A 21,983-nucleotide genomic window follows, 5' to 3' on the forward strand; every position below is an offset into this window, starting at 1 on the left:
AGATAGAGTGGAACGTAGTTTATCAATGGAGCTTGTCCGAGTGACTGAAGCAGCAGCGTTAGCTTCTGGGCGTTGGATGGGCCTTGGCAATAAAGAAGAAGCTGACCGTGCGGCTACGGAAGCGATGCGCGATGTGTTTGACACAATCCCCATGAAAGGAACAGTCGTGATTGGGGAAGGGGAAATGGATGAGGCGCCGATGCTTTATATTGGCGAAAAGCTCGGCAACGGCTATGGTCCACGTGTGGACGTGGCCGTCGATCCTTTAGAAGGGACAAATATTGTCGCATACGGGCAATGGAACGCACTAGCCGTTCTTGCTGTCGCTGACCATGGACATTTGCTCCATGCGCCTGATATGTATATGGACAAGCTTGCAGTAGGGCCAGAGGCTGTTGGAAACGTCGATATTGATGCCCCGGTAATCGATAATTTAAAAGCGGTGGCCAAAGCTAAGAACAAAGACGTAGAAGACCTTGTCGTCGTCATTTTAAACCGTAAGCGCCATGAAAAGCTCATTCATGAAGTGCGTGAAGCAGGGGCCAGAATCAAATTGTTGCCTGATGGAGATGTGGCGGCTGCTGTTAATACCGGTTTTGACGACACAGGCGTCGATTTGCTAATGGGTTCTGGCGGCGCCCCTGAAGGTGTCCTTGCAGCAGCAGGGCTGAAATGCCTTGGCGGTGATTTTCAAGGAAGGCTCCTGCCCCAATCGGATGTAGAGCTTGAGCGCTGCAAACAAATGGGCATTGAGGATACAAGCAAGCTGTTCCGCATGGAAGACTTGGTGAGCGGCGATGATTGCATATTTGCGGCAACGGGTGTAACAGACGGTGAATTGTTGACAGGCGTACGCTACAAAGGGACAAAAGCGATTACACAATCGTTAGTCATGCGAGCAAAATCAGGAACCGTGCGCTTCGTTGACGGCACTCATAGCATGAAAAAGAAGCCGAAACTCGTCATTCGCTAACAATATAAAAGGGAAGGGCGCGATTCTTCCCTTTTTTGATTGATTATTTTCAGCAACTATGGTTAAAATAGGATTTAGCAAGTCTTTATCCCTTCTTGTTTAAGATGTACTCTCCATAGACCTTCCTTATGTTTATCCAATCGTAGTGGAATTCAAAAACAGCATGATAGGCGGGCGCTTTCTGCCTTATTTTATTTACAAAAAAGTGTGGTGGCCTTATATGAGCTTAAACATTGCTGATTTAGAGAGCATGACGTTGAAAGAATTATATGAACACGCAAAAGCGTTTAAAGTCTCTTATTACAGCAAACTAACAAAACGAGAATTAATTTTTGCTATTTTAAAAGGGCAAGCAGAACAAGATGGGCTTTTGTTTATGGAAGGGGTCCTTGAAATTATCCAAAGCGAAGGTTTTGGTTTCTTACGCCCAATCAATTATTTGCCGAGCACAGAAGACATTTATATTTCTGCTTCGCAAATCCGCCGGTTTGACTTGCGTAATGGCGACAAAGTTTCTGGCAAGGTCAGACCTCCTAAGGACAATGAGCGCTATCATGGTTTGCTCCATGTTGAGGCGGTCAATGGAGAAGCCCCAGAGACATCCCGTGAACGTCCCCACTTCCCTGCGCTCACACCTCTTTATCCTGAACAAAAAATTGACCTTGAGTCAAAGCCGGGACGAATTTCTTCACGCATTATTGATATGGTTTCGCCAGTCGGATTTGGCCAACGCGGCCTAATTGTCGCCCCGCCCAAAGCAGGCAAAACCTCTCTAATGAAAGAAGTCGCAAATAGCATTGCCGAAAAGCATCCCCATGTGGAATTAATCGTACTGCTAATTGATGAGCGCCCAGAAGAAGTAACCGATATGGAACGTTCCATTGATGGCGAGGTGGTAAGTTCTACGTTTGATGAAGTACCAGAAAACCATATTAAAGTAGCGGAGCTTGTCCTTGAACGGGCAATGCGCTTAGTCGAACATAAAAAAGATGTGGTCATTCTCATGGACTCGATTACTCGGTTGGCACGGGCGTATAACCTTGTCATTCCACCGAGCGGCCGCACGCTCTCAGGCGGCATAGACCCTGCCGCGTTTCACCGTCCGAAGCGTTTCTTTGGCGCAGCGCGCAATATTGAGGAAGGCGGCAGCCTGACGATATTAGCGACTGCCCTTGTTGAAACGGGTTCAAGGATGGACGATGTGATTTATGAAGAGTTTAAAGGGACAGGCAATATGGAACTTCACCTTGACCGCCGCCTAGCTGAACGCCGTATTTTCCCAGCGATTGACATCCGCCGTTCAGGAACGCGGAAAGAAGAGCTATTAATGCCGAAGTCGCAGTTGGACAAATTATGGACGATTCGCAAAACAATGAATGAGTCTGCTGATTTTACAGACCAGTTCATCCGCCGCGTCAAAGAAACAAAAACAAATATTGAATTCTTTGAGGCAATGGAATCGGAAATGGCAGGAAAAAAGCGGAATTGACTGGGACAAACTTTAGGTTGCAAACGGTCTGTTGACTTGATATAATTTCGATTATGTGAGAACTCTGTTTCGAAGAGATTCAGGGCAAAAGGAGATGAAATCATGAAACCAGAAATCCATCCAACTTACCAAAAAGTTGTATTTATGGATACAAGCACGGGCTTTAAATTTTTGACTGGTTCGACTCGCGGTTCTAGCGAAACGATCGAATGGGAAGACGGCAATACGTATCCATTGATTAAAGTCGAAATTTCTTCGGATTCGCACCCATTCTATACAGGCAAGCAAAAACTTGCCGACGCAGGTGGCCGTGTCGATCGCTTCAAAAAGAAATACAATCTTTAATAAGAAAAACGCGTTATCATCAGGCAAGAGTCTCTTGCCTGTTTTTTTATGGAGGGGCTTATGGCACAGCTTTTTTTTAAGTATGGTGCAATGAACAGCGGAAAGTCGATTGAGATTTTAAAAGTGGCCAACAATTACGAGGAACAAAAAAAGCCAGTTTTGATTTTTACATCAGGAATGGATACACGGGATGAAGTCGGCTATGTGTCTAGCCGTGTCGGCCTTCGCCGCCGAGCGGTGCCAGTTTTCGATGACACGAATATTTTTGACTATGTTGAAAGCTGCCCACAAAAGCCGTACTGTGTATTAATCGATGAAGTGCAGTTTCTAACAAAAGCGCATGTCCTCCAACTGGCCAATATTGTCGATACATTGGACATTCCGGTAATGGGTTTTGGCTTAAAAAATGATTTTCGCAACGAATTATTTGAAGGAAGCAAATACATGCTTCTGTATGCAGATAAAATTGAAGAAATGAAAACGATTTGCTGGTTTTGCCATAAAAAAGCAATCATGAATTTGCGTGTAGACGAGCAGGGCAAGCCAATTTATGACGGAGAACAAATTCAAATTGGTGGCAACGAAACGTATTATCCAGTTTGTCGCAAATGCCACCAACACCCGCCTTTAAATGTATAATCATGCCCTAGCAGAGCAAGATGAAAATCGGCCTAAAAAATGAATGTCTTTTTGTGGGCGTGGGACCCTAGTGATGCACGCTTCTTTTTAGAAGCTGCACAAAGGGGGAGACGGATGAAGTCGGCAACGGCAGGGATCGCAATGGCTCTTCTGCTCGCTGGATGTTCAAACGCCAATTTCAGCTCACAGCACATCCAGCATGACAAACATTACGGACAAGGCGCCTTTGGTCCAGGACCGCTTAATTTTGAGCATATGAAACACGAAACGTATGATCCGCGCTTAACGAATATTGGCACAAGCTATCGAGACGCAAGTGTGCCTCACCGTACGCTTGCCGACGATGCCGCGCAAGTGGAAGGCATTGTTGAGAGCCAAGGATTCCGTTCTGGCGCCGCGATTGTCAACGGCGGGGATGTTTATGTAAAAGCGTACCCGCCACCATCCTGGAGCAAAGAACAGACGAGCAAGAGGATGGAGAAACTCAAACGTGCATTTGAGGCAGAAATCCCTCGCTATCAAGTCCATGTCCGTTAAAAGGAGCGCAAAGCCATTGGCTTTGCGCTTCAGACTGTAGACAAACGCTCGCATACTTCGTCGTTTGCCTCACTCATATGCTCATGAACCCCCGTTCTATTCGCATCTTCCCTCGGCCGCACTCCTCGTCTGACAAGCGTTTTCTATCAGCCTGGATTTTTATGGCCGGCGCCGAGCTGTTTGTTGCAACGGGTCCCATACACTGTTAAAAGGAGGGGAATAGCCTAAATCAAGTTCTTCAAGATCTTGCATCGTCATGCCATGATACAATGCGGTCGCAAGGACATCACAGCGTTTGTCGACGCCTTTTGTCCCGATGAACTGGCCGCCGAGGACGATGCCTGTTTCTGCATGGAACTGAAGGCGTATATGGAGCGTTTCATTTGTTGGGTAATAGCCAGCAACATGGGGAAGCTTGGCTTGCACACACTTGTAAGGATAGCCGATTTCCTCGATTTCACGGGAAGACAAACCAGTACGTGCGAGTGCTAAGTCAAAAAACTGGTAAATTTGCGTGCCGACAATACCCATGAAGACGCGGGGGTGCCCGCACATGTTCAGGCCGGCGATCCGCCCTTGCTTATTGGCATGCGTGCCAAGGGGGTAATACATATCTTTGTTGATCAGACGGTGGTACTGCGTTGCACAATCGCCTGCTGCATAAACGTCAGGCACGTTTGTTTCCATATAGCGGTTTACACGAATGGCGCCGTTGTTGTTGAGGTGAACATCGGTATCTCGCAAAAAGTCGGTATTTGGGCGAACGCCGACAGCGACAATGACGATGTCAGTGGGACATTCAGTCAAGTTGGTACGGATGCCAGTGACGTGGCCGTCTTTGTTGCCGCTAAAGCCAATGATTTCGTGGTTTAACTCAAGCTCAATCCCTTCATCAATCGCTTTTTCATGAATATAATCAGCCATTTCCTTGTCAAAATTCATCGCCAGCCGCTTGGCCCGTTCCAAAATCCTCACATGGTGGCTCGCTTTGGCGAGATTTTCAGCCACTTCCAGCCCAATTGAACCGCCGCCGATTACGGTTACGGTTTTCTTTTCCGTACCAAGGGCAGCAACGATTTTTTTAGCATCTGGAATCGTTTTTAACGTATAAATCCCTTTTAAATCGCGGTTTTCCCAGTCTGGAATGACAGGACTCGCTCCCGAGGCGATTAACAGCTTGTCGTAAGGAAGGCAAAAACCATCCCCAGATACGGTTTTTTGGTCCGTATCAACCGCTTTTACCTCATGGTTAATACGGGCGTCGATGCCGTGCTTAAGGCGATACGTGTCAGCATCCCGTGCGATAAGTTTGCGATCCGATTCAATTTCCCCACCGATCCAGTAGGGCAAGCCACACTGGGCGTACGAATAATGTTCGCCTTTTTCCAATACAGTAATATCGGCTTGTGCATCTTTACGAACGAGCTGCATGGCTGCGCTCATTCCGGCTGCATCACCGCCGATGATGATATATTTCACATGAATCCCGCCTTTTCTGTGCATAGGTTTAATAAAAACGGCCTTTTGAACAAAGTACAAATAGTATTCCCGCAAACATAATGAACAAACCGCGTTGTCCTTAGCTAGATTGACCGTTAATGAAGGCGTATACTATAATGGGGAAGGAGTGCCGCAATGAAGAATGAGGTGACGTCGTGTTAGAACGATTGCAAGCAGTAGAAGATCGTTATGAGTACTTAAACGAGCAATTAAGCGATCCAAATGTGATTAGTAATGCAAAAAAATTAAGAGAATACTCAAAAGAACAAGCACAAATAGAAGAAACTGTACAAACGTACCGAGAATATAAACAAGTAACAGAACAATTGGCAGATGCGAAAGCTATGCTCGAAGAAAAGCTCGATGACGACATGTACCAAATGGTAAAAGAAGAGCTAGATGAGCTGAGCGAGCGAAAGGCCGAATTGGAAGAACGCCTGAAGATTTTATTGTTGCCAAAAGACCCGAATGATGACAAAAACGTAATCGTCGAAATTCGCGGGGCTGCTGGCGGCGATGAGGCACAGCTTTTTGCGGCTGACCTTTACAAAATGTACCACCGCTATGCAGAAATGCAAGGCTGGAAAACGGAAGTCATTGAAGCCCACGCGACTGAGCTAGGCGGCTACAAAGAAATTATCTTTATGGTCAATGGCAGCGGCGCTTATTCAAAGCTTAAATACGAAAATGGCGCCCATCGCGTACAACGGGTGCCGCAAACGGAATCAGGCGGCCGCATCCATACATCGACGGCAACAGTGGCCGTGCTGCCAGAGGCAGAAGAAGTGGAAATTGACATTCACGAAAAAGATATTCGCGTTGATACATTTGCATCGAGCGGTCCAGGAGGGCAAAGTGTCAACACGACAATGTCTGCCGTTCGGTTAACCCATTTGCCGACAAATACAGTTGTTTCATGCCAAGATGAAAAATCGCAAATTAAAAACAAAGAAAAAGCGATGAAAGTCCTCCGCGCCCGTATTTTTGACAAAGTTCAGCAAGAAGCACAAGCAGAATACGCTGAGTCCCGCAAACTTGCCGTCGGTACAGGCGACCGCTCAGAGCGGATCCGTACGTATAATTTTCCTCAAAGCCGCGTAACGGACCACCGCATCGGTTTAACGCTGCAGAAACTTGAGCAAGTTTTGCAAGGCAAGCTTGATGAAATCATAGATGCTCTTGTAGTTGCCGAGCAATCAGAAGCAATGAAAAAGGCAGAGGAATAATGGCGATTACGATTCACGAAGCTCTTCGCTGGGCTTCGTCTTTTTTGCAGGAAAACGGAGTTGAACCTACAGCAGGGGAATGGCTGTTGCGGCACCATGGGAAAATGGAACGGGCCAAACTATTGGCAAGTTTAAGAGACCCCCTTCCAGAACCAGTTTGGCAAGCATTTAAACAAGATGTGGCCGTCATTGCTTCAGGGGTTCCTGTCCAGCACGTAATCGGCTACGAACAATTTTATGGGCGGACGTTTCTCGTGAATGGCGACGTCCTTATTCCCCGTCCAGAAACAGAAGAGCTTGTCGCGCTCGTGCTTAATAAATTAAAGCCTGGTCCCAAAGCCATCCTTGATGTCGGCACGGGCAGTGGGGCGATTGCGCTTACGTTGAAGCTAGAGCGACCCGATTGCCATGTAACCGCGACTGATATTTCCGAGAAAGCGTTAGATGTTGCCCGGGAAAATGCCCAGCGATTCGGTGCCGAGATAACGTTTGCCAAAGGCGATTTACTAGCGCCAGTAGCAGGAGCGGTGTTTGATGTCATTGTGTCCAATCCGCCCTACATTCCTTATCGTGATCGGGACAGCCTTGCGGTCCATGTGCGTGAGTTCGAACCGGAAATGGCACTGTTTGCTGAAGAAGATGGGCTAATGTTTTATCGGCGGCTGGCGGAAGAAGTGCCCGCTTGCATCCATCCGCGCTCATTGGTCGCAGTCGAAATTGGCGCTGGCCAAGGCGAAGCAGTTCAAGCGTTGTTTGCTGCCGCGTTTCCCTTTGCTGACATAAACATTGTCTATGACATAAACGGGAAAGACCGGATTGTGTTTGTTTCTGGCAATCTGGGACGGCAAGGCCACAATGTCGATTAGCGATCTTCTGTTTTTGTCGAATGATTTTTTGTTTAAAACGGCCTTTTCCTGACCAACATTGGTAAGGAAAGGGCGGTGCAATCAATGAAACCAAGAGCTATTATGTATCTATTAATCTCTTTATTTGTAGGTTTAATGAGTTGGGAAGCACAGAATGCACAGGCGGAAGGCGCCTACCATGGACAAGTTTCAGCGGATGATGCTATCCGCTTACGGATATTAGCCAATAGCGACTCGATTGCCGATCAAGCACTAAAACGGGAAATTCGTGACGAAGTAAATGCCGCTATTGGGGAATGGATCGGGGAAATGGCAACGATGGAGGAAGCTGCTGCTGAAATTGCTTTACGTGTTCCTGAGCTTGAAGCGATCGTAGCAGATCAGCTAGCAGCAAAAGGCGTCGACCAAGACTATTCCGTTGCGTTTGATAAAGAGGTTGCCTTTCCAACGAAGTTGTACGGAAACATGGTATACCCTGCCGGATTGTACCACGCTGTCCTTATTACGTTAGGGGAAGGCCAAGGTGAAAATTGGTGGTGTGTGCTGTTTCCGCCATTATGCTTTTTAGACATGGACAACGGCGAAGCGACCAATACAGCGGCAGAAGATAACAATAGCGACCAAGACAACGGCACCGAGGAAGCTGACGAAGTGGAAACATCGTTTTTCTTTGTAGAATGGTTTGAATCGATCTGGGATCGGTTATTTGCCTAATAGGCATATTTGTACAAGCCCTCTCATAGGATGAAGTAAAAGGAGGGGGCGGAGATGGCTTTTACCGTTCGAAAAATGGAAGAAACAGACCTGCTAGCTGTTCAGGCATTATTTGCCCGGATGCAAACAAAACAACCAGTCACGTTAGAAGACCCATTAATTGTCGTAGAAAATGACGCAGGCGAATTGATTGCAACAGTGGGCCTGGAAAAAGCCAACATCTACGGTTTGCTCCGGACAATGGTCATGGACAGCGCAAAAATGAGTTCAAGTGCGTTGGTTGAATTTATCCAAATGGCGCTAGCCTATGCGCAAACAGAAGGAGTAGAAACCGTGTTTGCTGCCAGTCAAGGCAACGCCACATTATTTGAACTGCTCGGCTTTAAGCGTCAAGAAACCGATGCCATCCCAAATGAAATAAAGGAAATTGAGCACTATCAAACGGTAGTGGAACAGGATGGCGTTTCCATTTGGGCTTATTTTTGTTCGCCTTTTTCTTCCTAACTGTGGATTTGTGGATAATGATTGTGAATAGTTGAGTCAAAGAAAACAAAAATAGCGATCTATTAACTTATGAACAGGTTATCCACAGGTGTGGGTAACCTGTTTTCAACGGCTGGCATTCTGTTTTGATAAATGAGACTTTAAGTGATAACCATTGACATAAAAGGATTTTTTCGATTTGATTAATGTGGATGGAAAAGCGAGAGGAAGGCGAACACGAGTGAATTATAAACAGACGAAACAATGGATTGTGGATAAGGAATATGACTCTGCCGAACAAACCGAGATGATTCAAGAAGCAGCTCTGTGGATAAAACAAAATAAGCTGATTGCTTTCCCAACTGAAACGGTCTATGGGCTTGGCGCCAATGCCCTCTCATACGAGGCGGTCGCACAAATATTCGCAGCAAAAGGGCGCCCTAGCGATAATCCACTGATTGTCCATATTGGCGACAACAGCCAGTTGGACAAGCTGGTAAAATCGATTCCGGCAAACGCCAGCAAACTCATGGCAGCTTTTTGGCCAGGAGCGTTAACATTGATTTTAGAGGCCAAAGAAGCCATTGCTGAAAATGTAACAGCCGGACTATCAACTGTCGGTGTTCGCATGCCTTCCCATCCCGTAGCTTTAAAGTTGTTACAGGAATGTGGGCTGCCCGTTGCAGCTCCGAGCGCAAATGTGTCTGGGCGTCCTTCACCGACAACGGCGGCCCATGTGATCGCCGATTTAGACGGCAAAATCGACGGAATCGTCGATGGTGGAGCAACGGGCATTGGCCTTGAGTCAACTGTGCTGGATGTATCGAAACCGACACCCATGCTTTACCGACCAGGCGGGGTTTCTGTTGAAGAAATTGAAGCGGTTATTGGTAAGATCGACATTGATCCGGCCTTGGGGACGACGCACAGTGCTCCAAAATCGCCGGGGATGAAATATACCCATTATGCACCAAATGCAGAAGTAACACTTGTTGACAGTGATGACACACTCCATCATTTAGTGGCAGAAGCAAGAAAAGAAGGGCGAAAAGTCGCTGTGTTCGCAACGACAGGAACGACCGATTATAAAGCGGATATTGTTCGCCGAGGTGAGTCGCTTGAGCATGTCGCCCATATTTTGTATGGCGTTCTTCGCGACTTTGACCAGCAAGGAGCAGAAGTCATTTATGTGAAAACTGTTCCTACTGAGGGAGTCGGCCGTGCCATTATGAACAGGCTCGAAAAAGCAGCAGGCGGCAAAAGGGTGTAGCGTTTATGTGTTGAAATGCCTTTGTCGGCGAAATAGACTGTTGGCTGACCACCGCTTATGGTATGATCAGGAAAAGCGTGAGTACGGAGGGGAAAGATGGCAAGGTTTGAGGCAAAGATGAACTACTCTACGTTTGTAGAGAAAGAAACAGACGTAATATACGGGACGATACAAGTAAAGCTTGCCCGTGAGGAATGGGACGTTCCTTATTATATTGTATCGGATGACGTATTTGCCCATGAACGAAGAGAGTTTGACGGGCGAGGCGAATTACAAGAGATTCTAGATATGATTTCGTTTTTTTATAACGAGACAGATGCAGAGCTCGAGAGCGTCGTGATTTTGAAGCCGTTTCCTGAAGCGGTTGCATCCATGGAGGCATTTTCAGATTGGCTTGAAGAGTGGCAGCGCTATTTCCACTTAAGCGGCTTGAAAGATGTAGGCTATATTCATGATGTGGCTCGTCCCGATGCTGACGTGATCGCTCAGATCTTGGAAGACCATGGCTTTGAAAAAGAACTTCTGTCTGATGACGAAAGCAGAGCCTTTTATTTTTACTCGACAGCATTGCCTGTCCCTGTTGACTTCCCTAATGACGAGGAAGGCATCGTTTTACAACAGTTAAAAAATGCTGGCTGCGATTTGGAGAAGCCACGGGAAGTGGAATTCATGCTTTTAATTGAAAACAAACGAATGGCGAAGAAAGCAGCGAGGCTAGTGAGCCAACACGGATTTGAAATAAGCCTCCATGAAGAAGAACAAGGCTACGCCCTTTCCTGCACATTAGAAATGGTGCTTACATACAAAGCCGTTAAAGCGAAATTAAAGGAACTCGAAGACTTGACAACGGAGTTCGGCGCTATTTTGGATGGCTGGAGCGCCATGACCGATGAAACAGAAGAATAGATGAAAGCCTGTCGCTTATGGCGGCAGGCTTTTTTCCTGCTCCTTTTTGGACAACCGCTTTCGGCTTGTCTAAATTTTCGCGGACGTGCATATGTTCAAATAGCATGTTTTTTGCGAAAGAGGGGATAAACAATGCACGAGTTTGTGACGATATGTATAATGGCGGCAGCTTTAGGGATGGATGCCTTTTCAGTGGCGCTCGGAATGGGCATGTTGAAGTTGTCAGGTAAGCAAATTTTTCGAATCGGCCTGACAATAGGTTTATTTCATGTGGCCATGCCCCTTGCTGGAATGACTGTCGGACAATGGCTTTCAGGCCATTTTGATGTCATTGCGACTTATATTGGTGGAGGCTTGCTATTGGTGATTGGCGTACAAATGGCGCTAAACGCCTTTTCTGATCATGAAGCTGACGGAATGAAGCCCACTGGTTGGGGGTTGCTCCTATTTGCTGTCGGCGTCAGCCTTGACAGCTTTTCAGCCGGACTGTCATTCGGCATTCTTGGCACAGAAATGTATTTGACAGTCGGAATGATCGGGGCGATGAGCATGGTGATGTCATGGATTGGCTTGATCATTGGCTCTCATTTTCAAAAGTTTTTAGGTGTATATGGCGAGCTGCTAGGCGGCCTTGTGTTGATTGGCTTTGGCTTAAAGATTATGCTTCCCCTCTGATGCCAAGCGAACGGGCCATCTCGATGTTTCCATAGCATAATGGTTGGGCTCGTTTAACCCTCCAAAGCAGATATGGTAGACTAAAACAAACGACTTTGGGAGGAAAAACGACGAATGAAAAAACGTGTATTGTTTGTATGCACTGGGAATACATGCCGCTCGCCGCTTGCGGAAGCGTTTTTAAGAAAAGAAGGGAATGGCGCCTACGAAGTACGCTCTGCTGGCCTTTTTGCTCATGCAGGAAGCGGGCTTTCGAGCGGCTCTCAATATGTGCTTGAAAAAGAAGGCTTGTTGTACAAGCATGAAGCCAAGCAAGTGACAGCAGAATTGATTGATTGGGCGGATATCGTGTTGGTGATGTCACAAAGCCATAAAGCGCAGATCGAAAGCATGTACGAACAGGTAGAGGTTCAGACGCTGAAAGAGGCTGCTGGCGAAACAGGCGACATTTCCGATCCATTTGGTGGCTCTACGGAAACGTATGACATAACTGCCGCAGAAATTAAAGCGGCCGTATTAAAATTTATTGAAAAAAACGAAGCATAGAGGGTGACGATGTGGAAGGGAACGGTGTCGGCAGAACATATAAATTCAGCATTCGCAAAAAGTTAGTAGTAGGGGTCAGCGCAGTAGCCGTTGTGACATTTGCCTGCAGCGCGTTTATTTTATATTTCCTTGCTGATTATCTCGCCCAGGCGATGTCCATTGACCCCCGGTTGGTGATACCGTTAACTTTATTTGTCGGTGTCATTTGGAGCGCGATTTTTGGCTATTTGCTTGCCCCCTTGATTACAAAACCTTTAAGCGAATTGGAACGAGCTGTCACACAAGCAGCTGCTGGTTCTGTCAATACATCAGTAAAACTTTCCAGATCAGATGACGAACTACGGGCTTTAGGGATTGCCTGCAATGATATGCTTGCCAGCTTAAGGCAAATGACTTCGGACATTGAGACGAACTTTGTCGAAACCGATAAGCGTGTCAAACAACTTGCTGATGCTACTGAACGATCTTCGAGCCAAGGTGAACAAATTGGTTTGACAATGGCAGAGATCGCTAGTGGCGCTGAAGCCTCTGCAAAGGCGATTCAGGAAACAGCAGCCTCCTTGGAAGATACGACGCGTATGGCGACGGAAATGAAAGCAAAAGCAGACTCCTCTAAAGGTCAGGCAGAAGATATGGTCGCGACTCTCGAAGAAAGCCGTCAACGGACAAATGCGCTCGTGAACGGAGTGGGCGAGCTATCAAAAAAGCAAGAGGCGTCTTTGCATTCTGTTCGCCGTTTGGAACAGCAAGCGGCAGAAGTGGAAACAATCGCTAGTTTCGTTGGCTCGATCGCGAAACAAACGAATTTGCTTGCTTTAAATGCGTCGATAGAGGCATCAAGAGCGGGCGAACATGGCAAAGGCTTTGCCGTAGTGGCTAACGAAGTGCGAAACCTGGCAGATGAGTGCGCCCGTGCTGTCGCTTCTATAGGGGAATTAATTGCTGCCATCCAAGAAGAAATGCAGCAGACTGTGGCCGATATTGAAGCGCAAGCAGCGGTTGCCCAGAAGCAGAGGGAGGAAAGCGAACAGACCACTACAGCAATTGCCAAAATGGAAGCGTCTGTGAAACGTGTGGCAGCATTGGTTGGCGAAGTGTCGGCATTGTCAGACAAGCAGCAACAATCGATTAAGGAAAGCTCATTAAAAACACAGGAAGTGGCAGCAATTGCAGAAGAAACATCTGCCGGAGCAGAGGAAGTCGCTGCGATGACAGAGGAACAAAGCCAAGCTTTAGAGGATGCGGCAAGGCTATCCTTTGACTTAGCGAATCAAGCCAAGCAATTGAAGACAACGATTGAAAAGTTTACAATAGAATCAACCTAGTAAAAGCGTCGATAGGGGACGCTTTTTTTTAAACGAAAAGGAGTGTCCAATAATGAAGATTGCGATTGCTTCAGACCACGGCGGAACCAGGCTCCGCGCAGAAATTACAGCGATGTTAGAGGAAATGGGGCTTTCCTATAAAGACTTTGGCTGCGATTGTGAAGGCTCTGTCGACTACCCTGATTATGCCCTTCCTGTCGCAGAAAAAGTGGCGCAAGGAGAGTTTGACCGGGGCATTTTAATTTGCGGGACAGGCATCGGCATGTCGATTGCTGCCAATAAAGTAAAAGGGATCCGCTGTGCCCTTGTTCATGACACGTTTAGCGCCAAAGCGACAAGGCAGCATAACGATACAAATATGATTGCATTAGGAGAGCGAGTTATAGGCCCCGGACTTGCCGTCGAAATTGTGCGAACATGGCTGGGGGAAGCGTTTGAAGGCGGACGCCACCAGACGAGAATTGGCAAAATTGCTGCTTATGAAGAGAAGGCAGGCTTATGACGGCACTAAAAACGCGCTTGATCGACTTGCTTAGCGAATTTATGAATGAAGCGCCTAATTTGGCGGGGAAACTTTTTGTAGTTGGCGCATCGACAAGTGAAGTGGGAGGCGGACGGATCGGAAAACAAGGTTCAGAAGAGATTGCCGCCGAACTACATGACGCTTTCGTTCACTTTAGTAAGGAAACAGGGGTCCATCTGCTTTTTCAATGCTGTGAACATTTAAACCGTGCTTTAGTGGTAGAGCGTGCCATTGCTGATGCCTTTCGGTTCACAGAAGTAGCGGCTGTACCTGTACCTCGGGCTGGCGGTGCTATGGCTGCGTACGCCTATAAGCATATGCAAAACCCTGTTCTAGTTGAACAAGCTGACTGCGACGCTGGGATTGACATTGGCGATACGTTTATCGGCATGCATTTAAAGCCGGTCGCTGTACCTGTGCGCGTTTCAGCAAATTCATTAGGCAGCGCCCACGTGACGTTTGCCTATTCTAGGCCGAAATTGATTGGCGGGGAACGGGCGCGCTATTCCCTTAATGATTAGCGCTATCACGGTTGCGGCGATCCGCTATAATGGAGCGTTGCTGCCAGTGTAAACAATGGAACGTAGATGGCAACGTCCTTTTAAATGAAAATGGATAACGGTTGAAACTGAATAAAAGAAAAAAATCGGTTATTATCTTACGGAAAAACCTATTCTTTTAGTGATATATACGATAAAATGAAAAGCAATTAGACCAAAAAACGAATGTTGTTGAGAGGGGCAGGGTATGATGGAACATTTAAAAACGCAAGATCCAGCCGTATTTGAAGCGATTCGCCAAGAACTTGGCCGGCAACGAGACAAAATTGAATTGATTGCTTCAGAGAACTTTGTCAGCGAAGCGGTTATGGAAGCACAAGGGTCGGTCTTGACGAATAAATATGCAGAAGGCTATCCTGGTCGCCGTTATTATGGTGGCTGCGAGTATGTCGATATTGCTGAAGACGTCGCGCGCGACAGAGCGAAAAAACTTTTTGGCGCCGCATATGTTAATGTTCAGCCGCATTCTGGCGCACAAGCAAACATGGGCGTTTATTTTACTATTCTTGAACATGGAGACACGGTGCTTGGCATGAACTTGTCCCATGGCGGCCATTTAACGCACGGCAGCCCAGTCAATTTTAGTGGCATCCAATACCGTTTTGTGGAATACGGCGTCCGTGAAGATGACCAGCGCATCGATTATGAAGCTGTTAGAGAAGCAGCCAAGACGCATCAGCCTAAATTAATTGTAGCCGGAGCGAGTGCTTACCCCCGTGAAATCGACTTTAAAAAATTCCGGGAAATTGCTGATGAAGTTGGCGCTTATCTTATGGTAGACATGGCCCATATTGCCGGTCTTGTAGCTGCAGGCTTGCATCAAAACCCTGTGCCACATGCCCATTTTGTCACAACAACGACTCATAAAACGTTGCGTGGCCCACGGGGCGGCATGATTTTGTGCAATGAGGAAACGGCGGAGGAATTTGGGAAAAAGCTCGATAAATCGATCTTTCCAGGCATTCAAGGCGGCCCGCTTATGCACGTGATCGCTGCAAAAGCGGTTGCCTTCGGAGAAGCATTGACAGATGAATTTAAAACGTATGCTAAGCACATCATTGCCAATGCAAAGCGCCTTGGCGAAAAGTTACAAGCCGAAGGCGTGGACATCGTTTCCGGTGGTACGGATAACCATTTGCTGTTACTTGATTTGCGTTCCTTGCAATTGACTGGCAAAGTCGCTGAAAAAGCGTTGGACGCTATTGGCATTACAACCAATAAAAATGCGATTCCATTTGATCCTGAAAAGCCATTTGTAACGAGTGGCATTCGAATTGGCACTGCAGCCGTTACATCTCGTGGCTTAGGGGAAAACGAAATGGATGAAATTGGCGAACTCATTGCGATGACGCTCAAAAACATCGATAATGAAGAAGCGCTAAACAGCGTCCGTTCACGTGTTGCCGCATTGACAAAAACATTCCCGATGTACCCAAATTTGTAAATTGAAGCAGCCTTCTTGTACAAGAAGGCTGCAGACCGTAGACAAACGCGCGCATACGTCGTCGTTTGTCTCGGTCATATCCTCATGAACCCCCGTTCTATTCGCATCTTCCCTCGCCTGCACTCCTAGTCTGTCAAACGTTTTCTATCAGTCTGTTGATTTTGTTGGCAAATCGTGTGTTTTTGAAGTTTCACTTGAAGGAGAAAGGGGTCTTCATGTAAAATCAATCAGAGTGTGTCGAAAAATGGCGATATAGGAAAAGGAGTGTAAGAGATGGGAAAAGTGCATGTTTTGGATCACCCGCTGATTCAGCATAAGCTATCTTATATTCGTGATAAGCATACAGGTACAAAAGAATTCCGCGAGCTCGTTGATGAAGTTGCGGCCTTAATGGCGTTTGAAGTGACTCGTGATCTGCCTTTGGAGGCTGCAGAAATCGAAACACCTGTCGGTCCAGCTAAAGTACAAAAGCTGGCAGGGAAAAAATTAGGTTTGGTTCCGATTTTGCGCGCAGGTATTGGCATGTCAGAAGGGATTTTGCGTATGATTCCTGCTGCTCGTGTTGGCCATGTCGGCTTGTATCGTGATCCTGAAACGCTAAAGCCCCATGAGTACTACGTGAAGCTACCGAATGATGTTGAAGAGCGGGAATTGCTTGTCATCGATCCAATGTTGGCAACAGGTGGCTCTGTCGTCGAAGCAATCAATAGTTTGAAAAAGCGCGGTGCAAAAAGCATGCGTCTCATTTGCCTTGTAGCTGCTCCTGAAGGTGTCGCTTACGTACAAAAGGAACATCCTGATGTCGACATTTACTTAGCTGCCCTTGATGAAAAACTAAATGAAAAAGGCTACATTGTGCCAGGACTTGGCGATGCTGGCGATCGGTTGTTTGGAACAAAATAACGAACGAGTAGTCGCTCACATTCATGCATGGCGGGAATGTGGGCGCTCCTTTGTAGAAAAGTCGATTTCATAGCAAGGAAAGCCTTGTCCCTCTTGGTGGACAGGTTGATAGCCGAGCCTTTCATAAAAGGCGGACGCGCTGAAAGAAGCATGCCATTGCAGCCAAGTAGCATGGCGTATGTGCGACCATCGAAGAACGCCTTTAAATAGTTGCCGTCCTGCGCCTTTTGACCTGTGTTCAGGAAGGACATACAATTCATGAAGGCGGCATAGCTTCGTACCGGTACGTAAATGCACGCCAAAATCTTGTGCCCACACGTAGCCGATTAACTCGTCTTTTTCTTCGGCGACGGCAATATAATGGTGTGAATCGTTGGAGTATCGCTTAAACCGGTGCTCTAAATTATGTTTGTCGTCAGGGCTTCCTTGTTCCATCATTAGTTTGCATAAGGATGGTCCATCGTGTTGGACCGATTCGCGAATGAGCATGTTCATTTGCGCTCCCTCCAAATTCAATTATCCACATAACCCTCAGAATTACCCACAGCAATCATTAGTTATCAACAGAAAAACATGATTTTATCCACAGTTATAAACATTCTATGCACAAAAATCGCTTTCCTGCATAGTGCGCCGTTTCTGTACACATACTACACGTTACGACACGCAGTAGGGGAGATCATAATGAAACGAGTGCAAGCTTGCATACTGCTGGTTTTATTAGGTTGTTCAGGACTTATTCCGCACATGGCGGCTGCCGAGACTTATCCTGTTACGCCAAGGGCGACGGAAACAGTGTCCGACGAGCAGCAAAGCGGCAGGCGAGTCGTCATTGTATCGGCGAAAGGGAATGTTGACAACGCAGTAGAACAAGTAAAGGATGCGGTTCCTTCAGCCAAAATTAGGCATGTCTTTAAAATTGTTTACGGAGGATTTTCGCTAGATTTATTAGAAGAAGACATCAATGTTTTAAAAAAATTAGACGGTATTGCCCGTGTTGATGATATTGCTATTTACCAGCCAAGCCTTGAAGGCAGTATTTCATTTGTAGGCGCAGGGAAAAGCGAAAAGCGCCACGTGGGGCCAGGAGGGGAAGCATTGACTGGCAAAGGCGTCAAAGTCGGCGTTATTGATACAGGAGTGGATTATGAACATCCTGATTTGCGCGCCAATGTGAAAGGTGGTTACGATGTTATCGATGAGGATGAAGACCCAATGGAAACAAAAGCGGACCAAGGAGAGCCGACTTTCCATGGAACGCACGTTGCTGGCGTCATTGCTGCCAATGGCCGCATAAAAGGAGTTGCCCCTGAAGCAGAAATTTATGCTTACCGCGCTCTTGGACCAGGCGGGCAAGGGACGACTGAGCAAGTTTTGGAAGCGATTGAAAAAGCGGTTGCCGATGGGGTGGACGTTTTAAATTTATCACTTGGAAATACGGTGAATGGACCTGATTGGCCAACTAGCCTTGCTTTGGATCGTGCAGTTGACAAAGGCGTAGTCGCTGTGACTTCAAGTGGCAACAGCGGACCGAATATGTGGACTGTCGGTTCACCTGGGACTTCGGCGAAAGCGATCTCTGTTGGCGCATCTCTTCCGCCAGTGGAAATTCCTTATATGACATTGACAAATGAAAAGGAGCACCGGCTTGAATTGACGCCACTCGTTGGCGCAAGACCGTGGAAGCTTAAGCGCGACATTCCTATTGTCGAAGCGGGACACGGGCTAGTATCTGATTATAAGGGCATTGATGCAAAAGGAAAGCTCGTCTTAGTGAAAAGGGGTCGCTCTACTTTTGCTGAAAAAATGGAGACTGCACGAAAGGCGGGCGCAACTGGGATTTTAATTTACAATAATTTAAAAGGAAATTTTGCAGGGGGCGTTATACAGCCAGTTGATTTAATCGGGGCAAGCCTAAGCAAAGAAGACGGCGAATGGCTGCTTGAACAACTTGCCCATTCAAAAAAAGAATTGTCCGTGCGTACTGGCTATGAACAAAAGCAAGACTTGCTGGCGTCGTTTAGTTCGAGAGGGCCAGTTACTGAAACATGGGAAGTGAAACCAGATCTAGTTGCTCCAGGAGTGGCAATCCAGAGTACCGTGCCAAAAGGTTATTTAGGTTTAAACGGAACGAGCATGGCAAGTCCCCATGTGACAGGCGCGGCGGCCCTTTTGATCCAACAACATCCAGACTGGAACCCTGAACAAGTAAAAGCGGCTTTAATGAACACAACGAAGCGCTTAGTCGATGAGCAGGGAAGGGAGTACATGCCCCACGAACAAGGTGCAGGAAGGCTTCAAGTAGACAAGGCGCTTGAAACGAAAACGCTTGTATACCCAAGTTCGCTTACATTCGGCACTTGGGAAAAAAAAGCCCCACGCACAAAAAGAGAGCTGACGATCACGATTGAAAACATGGAAAGCAAAGCGAGAGTGTACCATATTGCTCCGCCACTAGGAGAGTTGGATGGAATTGAATGGGAAACCCCTTTTTCGGTAACCGTTGGGCCCACTGAAAAGAAGCAAGTGACTCTTGCTGCTGACATTGATCCGGCGCTTTTGCAAGAAGGGCTCCATGCCGGCACGGTCGAAATTACAGGCGGGAGCGACACGATCAGCCTCCCATATGTGTTGTTTATGGAAGAACCGAATTACCCACGGGTGATGGCATTTCAATTTGCCCATGGCGATGCTAAAAACAGTTATTACTACGAGTACTATTTGCCAGGAGGGGCAGAGGAATCAGGGATCGCCTTGTTTGATCCTGACACGTTTGAATTTGTAGATATCCTTGTCTCCCATGAAAATTCTGAGCGTGGAATGGTGAGTGGCGAACTATCTGATTTGGATGTAGCTCCAGGCCGATACAGAGCGTTAGTGTTTGCGAAAAGTGAAGGTGTAAAAGACACAATCGAGGCTTTCATTGACGTCGGGGAGCCGCCCCTTTTCCCGATAGAAGGCTAATACACGAAAAAACCGCGATTACTGGCGGTTTTTCGTGTATTTGGACATATGTAGAGCGTTTTGTCAATTGGTCATCGCCCTTCCTTCAGACGAATTCTAGGGGGATCGGATTTTTTATATGTCGGCTAGGGCAAAAAAATGCCTCTGTTCATATGGATAGCGCTTTATTTGGGAAATCTCAAACAATACTATGACAGTTGTGTGAACAAATAGAGGCTCTTTCATAACTCTTGTGATTTCCTTGTAAAATTCGTTGACACCGGGGGGTGGCTATTGTACGATTATAAGGGTCCTCATGATAAGGGTTACATGTGCGTTATGAATGGGTTTGCAATATGCGATGGAGGTCGTATCATTGTCTAAACCAAACCGGAATCCGATGCGTGCGTTTGCGCTTGTGTCCATCATCACTTCCTACGTTGTTGGTGGTGTTGTTGGCGGGTTATTTCTTGGACTTTGGCTCGACAAATTGTTTGGGTTAGAACCCCTTTTTTTGATTATTTGCTTGTTAGCTGGCCTAGGGACTGGTACATATGGCATTTATAAAGCGGTTCAGCCATTTTTAGGAGACGATCAATAGTGCCGGAACCGAAGAACCTTTTAAAACAGCAAATGTGGCATTATTCGTGTATAGTTGGATTTATCAGTCTCATTTTCGTTATAGGTTCTATCTTTACACCACTCCAAACGATTTTCCTCGGCCTTTTACTAGGCGTCTCTGTCAGCTATTTGAATTTGTGGATCACTTACCACAACGCAAGCGTCATAGGAACGAGCGTCGCTCCGTCGAAACGACCCTTTATGGTTTTCGCGGGATTGGGATTTGTGTTTCGACTCATCTTTGCGTTCATAGCGATTTGGCTGGCTCTTCAATTTCCTGAAAACATCCATATTGTTGCGGTTGTGGTTGGGCTAGGGCTGCTATACGGTGTGATGATGGTCGACATGTTCATAAAAGCTCTCATACGAAAGAGGTGAAATAGTTTGCCGGAACATCATCAATATCAATTTGAATTCATGGGTTTGCTCTTTAATGGGACAACCATGATAACGACGACGATTGCAATGGCCATTGTTGTCATTATTACAGTCATTGGCTGTCGCAAATTGGCCATGCGTCCGACTGGGCTGCAAAATTTTATCGAGTGGGTAGTGGACTTTTGTCGTGGAATCATTAAGGCGAACATGGATTGGAAAGTGGGCGGCCGCTTTATTGTCCTCGCGTATGCGCTGCTTTTCTATGTGTTTGTTGCTAATATGATGGGCATTCCATTTGAATTAGTAACCAAAGAAGGCCATAACGTTATTTGGAAATCGCCGACGTCTGATCCGGTTCTAACACTGACAATGGCTGTCTTTATTGTCGTTTTGACCCATATTTATGGAATCATGGTGACAGGGCCGTCTACTTACGGGAAAAGTTGGTTTGCGCCAAAATGGTTTTTGTTTCCATTTAAAGTAATTGAGGAAGGGTCAAATGCATTAACTCTTGGCATGCGACTTTTTGGGAATATTTATGCGAAAGAAATTCTCATGCTTCTTCTTGTTTCGTTAGGAACGACAGCGGTTTACTGGGGGATCTTCGCTTTTGTGCCGCTCATTGTTTGGCAAGCATTCAGTATTTTTATTGGTTCATTGCAAGCGTACATTTTTGCGATGTTGGCAATGGTGTATATGTCCCACAAAGTGGAACAACATTAATATTTCGTGATTCTCGCTCAATTTCAGAGCTTAGTTACTATAAAATTTAAACCTTAAGGGAGGATTTATCTAATGACAGAATTAGCGATTGGGATTGCAGCAGGTCTTGCAGCAATCGGGGGAGCAATTGGCGTAGCCATTATCGTTAAGGCAGTAATTGAAGGAACTGCACGTCAACCAGAACAACGCGGCACGCTACAAACGCTCATGTTTATTGGTGCGCCACTTGCAGAGGCCGTTCCGATTATTGCGATCGTTATTGCGTTCTTACTATTCTTTATGGGATAACGCAAACATTTTATAGTTTGACTAGAGGGGCGACAGTGTTCTACAAAACAGAACCTCTCGCCTTTATTTATGCAAGGACGATTACTTCTGCAAAAGGGGTGTAAAC

At 46.6% G+C, this 21,983-nt stretch carries 25 protein-coding genes; 23 read left to right on the top strand and 2 right to left on the bottom strand.

The genetic code is table 11. The features are described from left to right. The first annotated feature begins 7 nt into the window (after nt 1-7). The 5 genes from glpX to N6H06_RS01345 all read left to right on the top strand — a co-directional run bounded on the left by glpX (nt 8) and on the right by N6H06_RS01345 (nt 3,983). Nucleotides 8-973, top strand: a complete 966-nt coding sequence (gene glpX / locus N6H06_RS01325; RefSeq protein WP_011248714.1) for a class II fructose-bisphosphatase — start codon at nt 8-10, stop codon at nt 971-973. A gap of 220 nt (nt 974-1,193) precedes the next feature. Then, entirely contained in the window at nt 1,194-2,462 is a 1,269-nt protein-coding gene (gene rho / locus N6H06_RS01330) for a transcription termination factor Rho (RefSeq protein WP_011248713.1), read from the top strand. 102 nt (nt 2,463-2,564) lie between these two features. Further along, nucleotides 2,565-2,807: a type B 50S ribosomal protein L31 gene (locus N6H06_RS01335; RefSeq protein WP_011248712.1), complete on the top strand. Its 243-nt coding sequence runs from the start codon at nt 2,565-2,567 to the stop codon at nt 2,805-2,807. A gap of 60 nt (nt 2,808-2,867) precedes the next feature. After that, complete coding sequence (locus N6H06_RS01340; RefSeq protein ID WP_062745001.1) at nt 2,868-3,446, top strand: thymidine kinase; 579 nt, start codon at nt 2,868-2,870, stop codon at nt 3,444-3,446. A 114-nt stretch (nt 3,447-3,560) separates the two neighbouring features. Then, nucleotides 3,561-3,983: a hypothetical protein gene (locus N6H06_RS01345; RefSeq protein WP_062745003.1), complete on the top strand. Its 423-nt coding sequence runs from the start codon at nt 3,561-3,563 to the stop codon at nt 3,981-3,983. A 159-nt stretch (nt 3,984-4,142) separates the two neighbouring features. On the opposite strand, the gene N6H06_RS01350 is transcribed toward N6H06_RS01345, so the two are convergent. Beyond that, a complete protein-coding gene (locus tag N6H06_RS01350) occupies nt 4,143-5,462 on the bottom strand; it encodes an FAD-dependent oxidoreductase (protein WP_062745005.1) in 1,320 nt (439 codons plus the stop codon). Between the two features lie 176 nt (nt 5,463-5,638). Here N6H06_RS01350 and prfA point away from each other — a divergent pair, with 176 nt between their 5' ends. The 13 genes from prfA (at nt 5,639) to upp (ending at nt 16,924) form a co-directional block, all read left to right on the top strand. Further along, nucleotides 5,639-6,709 (top strand): peptide chain release factor 1, encoded by a 1,071-nt coding sequence (gene prfA / locus N6H06_RS01355; protein ID WP_263705455.1) that lies wholly within the window; start codon nt 5,639-5,641, stop codon nt 6,707-6,709. Next, nucleotides 6,709-7,575, top strand: coding sequence for a peptide chain release factor N(5)-glutamine methyltransferase (gene prmC, locus N6H06_RS01360; protein ID WP_062745008.1), 867 nt, complete (start codon nt 6,709-6,711; stop codon nt 7,573-7,575). Before prfA ends, prmC begins: the two co-directional genes overlap by 1 nt. 84 nt (nt 7,576-7,659) lie before the next feature. Continuing rightward, on the top strand, nt 7,660-8,289 hold the full coding sequence (spoIIR, locus tag N6H06_RS01365; protein ID WP_062745009.1) for a stage II sporulation protein R: 630 nt from the start codon (nt 7,660-7,662) through the stop codon (nt 8,287-8,289). A gap of 54 nt (nt 8,290-8,343) precedes the next feature. Next, nucleotides 8,344-8,793 (top strand): hypothetical protein, encoded by a 450-nt coding sequence (locus N6H06_RS01370; protein WP_062745011.1) that lies wholly within the window; start codon nt 8,344-8,346, stop codon nt 8,791-8,793. 220 nt (nt 8,794-9,013) lie between these two features. Next, nucleotides 9,014-10,042 carry an L-threonylcarbamoyladenylate synthase gene (locus tag N6H06_RS01375; protein WP_404830321.1) on the top strand — a complete coding sequence of 343 codons (1,029 nt, stop codon included), beginning with the start codon at nt 9,014-9,016 and terminating at the stop codon, nt 10,040-10,042. 96 nt (nt 10,043-10,138) lie between these two features. Then, entirely contained in the window at nt 10,139-10,948 is an 810-nt protein-coding gene (locus N6H06_RS01380; RefSeq protein WP_062745013.1) for a ribonuclease E inhibitor RraB, read from the top strand. A 132-nt stretch (nt 10,949-11,080) separates the two neighbouring features. Continuing rightward, nucleotides 11,081-11,623, top strand: coding sequence for a manganese efflux pump MntP (locus N6H06_RS01385; protein ID WP_062745015.1), 543 nt, complete (start codon nt 11,081-11,083; stop codon nt 11,621-11,623). A gap of 114 nt (nt 11,624-11,737) precedes the next feature. Continuing rightward, nucleotides 11,738-12,169 (top strand): low molecular weight protein arginine phosphatase, encoded by a 432-nt coding sequence (locus N6H06_RS01390; RefSeq protein ID WP_062745017.1) that lies wholly within the window; start codon nt 11,738-11,740, stop codon nt 12,167-12,169. Between the two features lie 11 nt (nt 12,170-12,180). After that, nucleotides 12,181-13,494 (top strand): methyl-accepting chemotaxis protein, encoded by a 1,314-nt coding sequence (locus tag N6H06_RS01395; RefSeq protein WP_263705456.1) that lies wholly within the window; start codon nt 12,181-12,183, stop codon nt 13,492-13,494. Nucleotides 13,495-13,546: 52 nt separating this feature from the next. Then, nucleotides 13,547-13,996, top strand: coding sequence for a ribose 5-phosphate isomerase B (gene rpiB, locus N6H06_RS01400; protein WP_263705457.1), 450 nt, complete (start codon nt 13,547-13,549; stop codon nt 13,994-13,996). Continuing rightward, nucleotides 13,993-14,538 (top strand): TIGR01440 family protein, encoded by a 546-nt coding sequence (locus tag N6H06_RS01405; RefSeq protein ID WP_263705458.1) that lies wholly within the window; start codon nt 13,993-13,995, stop codon nt 14,536-14,538. The genes rpiB and N6H06_RS01405 overlap by 4 nt, the downstream gene beginning before the upstream one ends. A 229-nt stretch (nt 14,539-14,767) precedes the next feature. Continuing rightward, entirely contained in the window at nt 14,768-16,021 is a 1,254-nt protein-coding gene (glyA, locus tag N6H06_RS01410) for a serine hydroxymethyltransferase (RefSeq protein WP_263705459.1), read from the top strand. Nucleotides 16,022-16,294: 273 nt separating this feature from the next. After that, nucleotides 16,295-16,924, top strand: a complete 630-nt coding sequence (gene upp, locus N6H06_RS01415) for a uracil phosphoribosyltransferase (RefSeq protein ID WP_062745026.1) — start codon at nt 16,295-16,297, stop codon at nt 16,922-16,924. A gap of 21 nt (nt 16,925-16,945) precedes the next feature. Here upp and N6H06_RS01420 read toward each other — a convergent pair whose 3' ends face one another. Continuing rightward, nucleotides 16,946-17,419: a GNAT family N-acetyltransferase gene (locus N6H06_RS01420; protein ID WP_062745028.1), complete on the bottom strand. Its 474-nt coding sequence runs from the start codon at nt 17,417-17,419 to the stop codon at nt 16,946-16,948. A gap of 189 nt (nt 17,420-17,608) precedes the next feature. Between N6H06_RS01420 and N6H06_RS01425 the strand changes: the two genes are divergently transcribed. The 5 genes from N6H06_RS01425 to atpE all read left to right on the top strand — a co-directional run bounded on the left by N6H06_RS01425 (nt 17,609) and on the right by atpE (nt 21,877). Beyond that, nucleotides 17,609-19,888: a S8 family serine peptidase gene (locus N6H06_RS01425; protein WP_318527486.1), complete on the top strand. Its 2,280-nt coding sequence runs from the start codon at nt 17,609-17,611 to the stop codon at nt 19,886-19,888. Between the two features lie 355 nt (nt 19,889-20,243). Next, a complete protein-coding gene (locus N6H06_RS01430) occupies nt 20,244-20,468 on the top strand; it encodes an AtpZ/AtpI family protein (protein WP_062745032.1) in 225 nt (74 codons plus the stop codon). After that, nucleotides 20,468-20,866 (top strand): ATP synthase subunit I, encoded by a 399-nt coding sequence (locus N6H06_RS01435; RefSeq protein ID WP_062745034.1) that lies wholly within the window; start codon nt 20,468-20,470, stop codon nt 20,864-20,866. Before N6H06_RS01430 ends, N6H06_RS01435 begins: the two co-directional genes overlap by 1 nt. 6 nt (nt 20,867-20,872) lie before the next feature. Then, nucleotides 20,873-21,589, top strand: coding sequence for a F0F1 ATP synthase subunit A (gene atpB / locus N6H06_RS01440; protein WP_082808164.1), 717 nt, complete (start codon nt 20,873-20,875; stop codon nt 21,587-21,589). 72 nt (nt 21,590-21,661) lie between these two features. Further along, on the top strand, nt 21,662-21,877 hold the full coding sequence (gene atpE, locus N6H06_RS01445) for a F0F1 ATP synthase subunit C (RefSeq protein ID WP_011248690.1): 216 nt from the start codon (nt 21,662-21,664) through the stop codon (nt 21,875-21,877). The last annotated feature ends 106 nt before the right edge of the window (nt 21,878-21,983 follow it).

It is taken from the genome of Shouchella tritolerans (assembly GCF_025770735.1).
GTDB lineage: Bacteria > Bacillota > Bacilli > Bacillales > Bacillaceae_D > Shouchella > Shouchella tritolerans.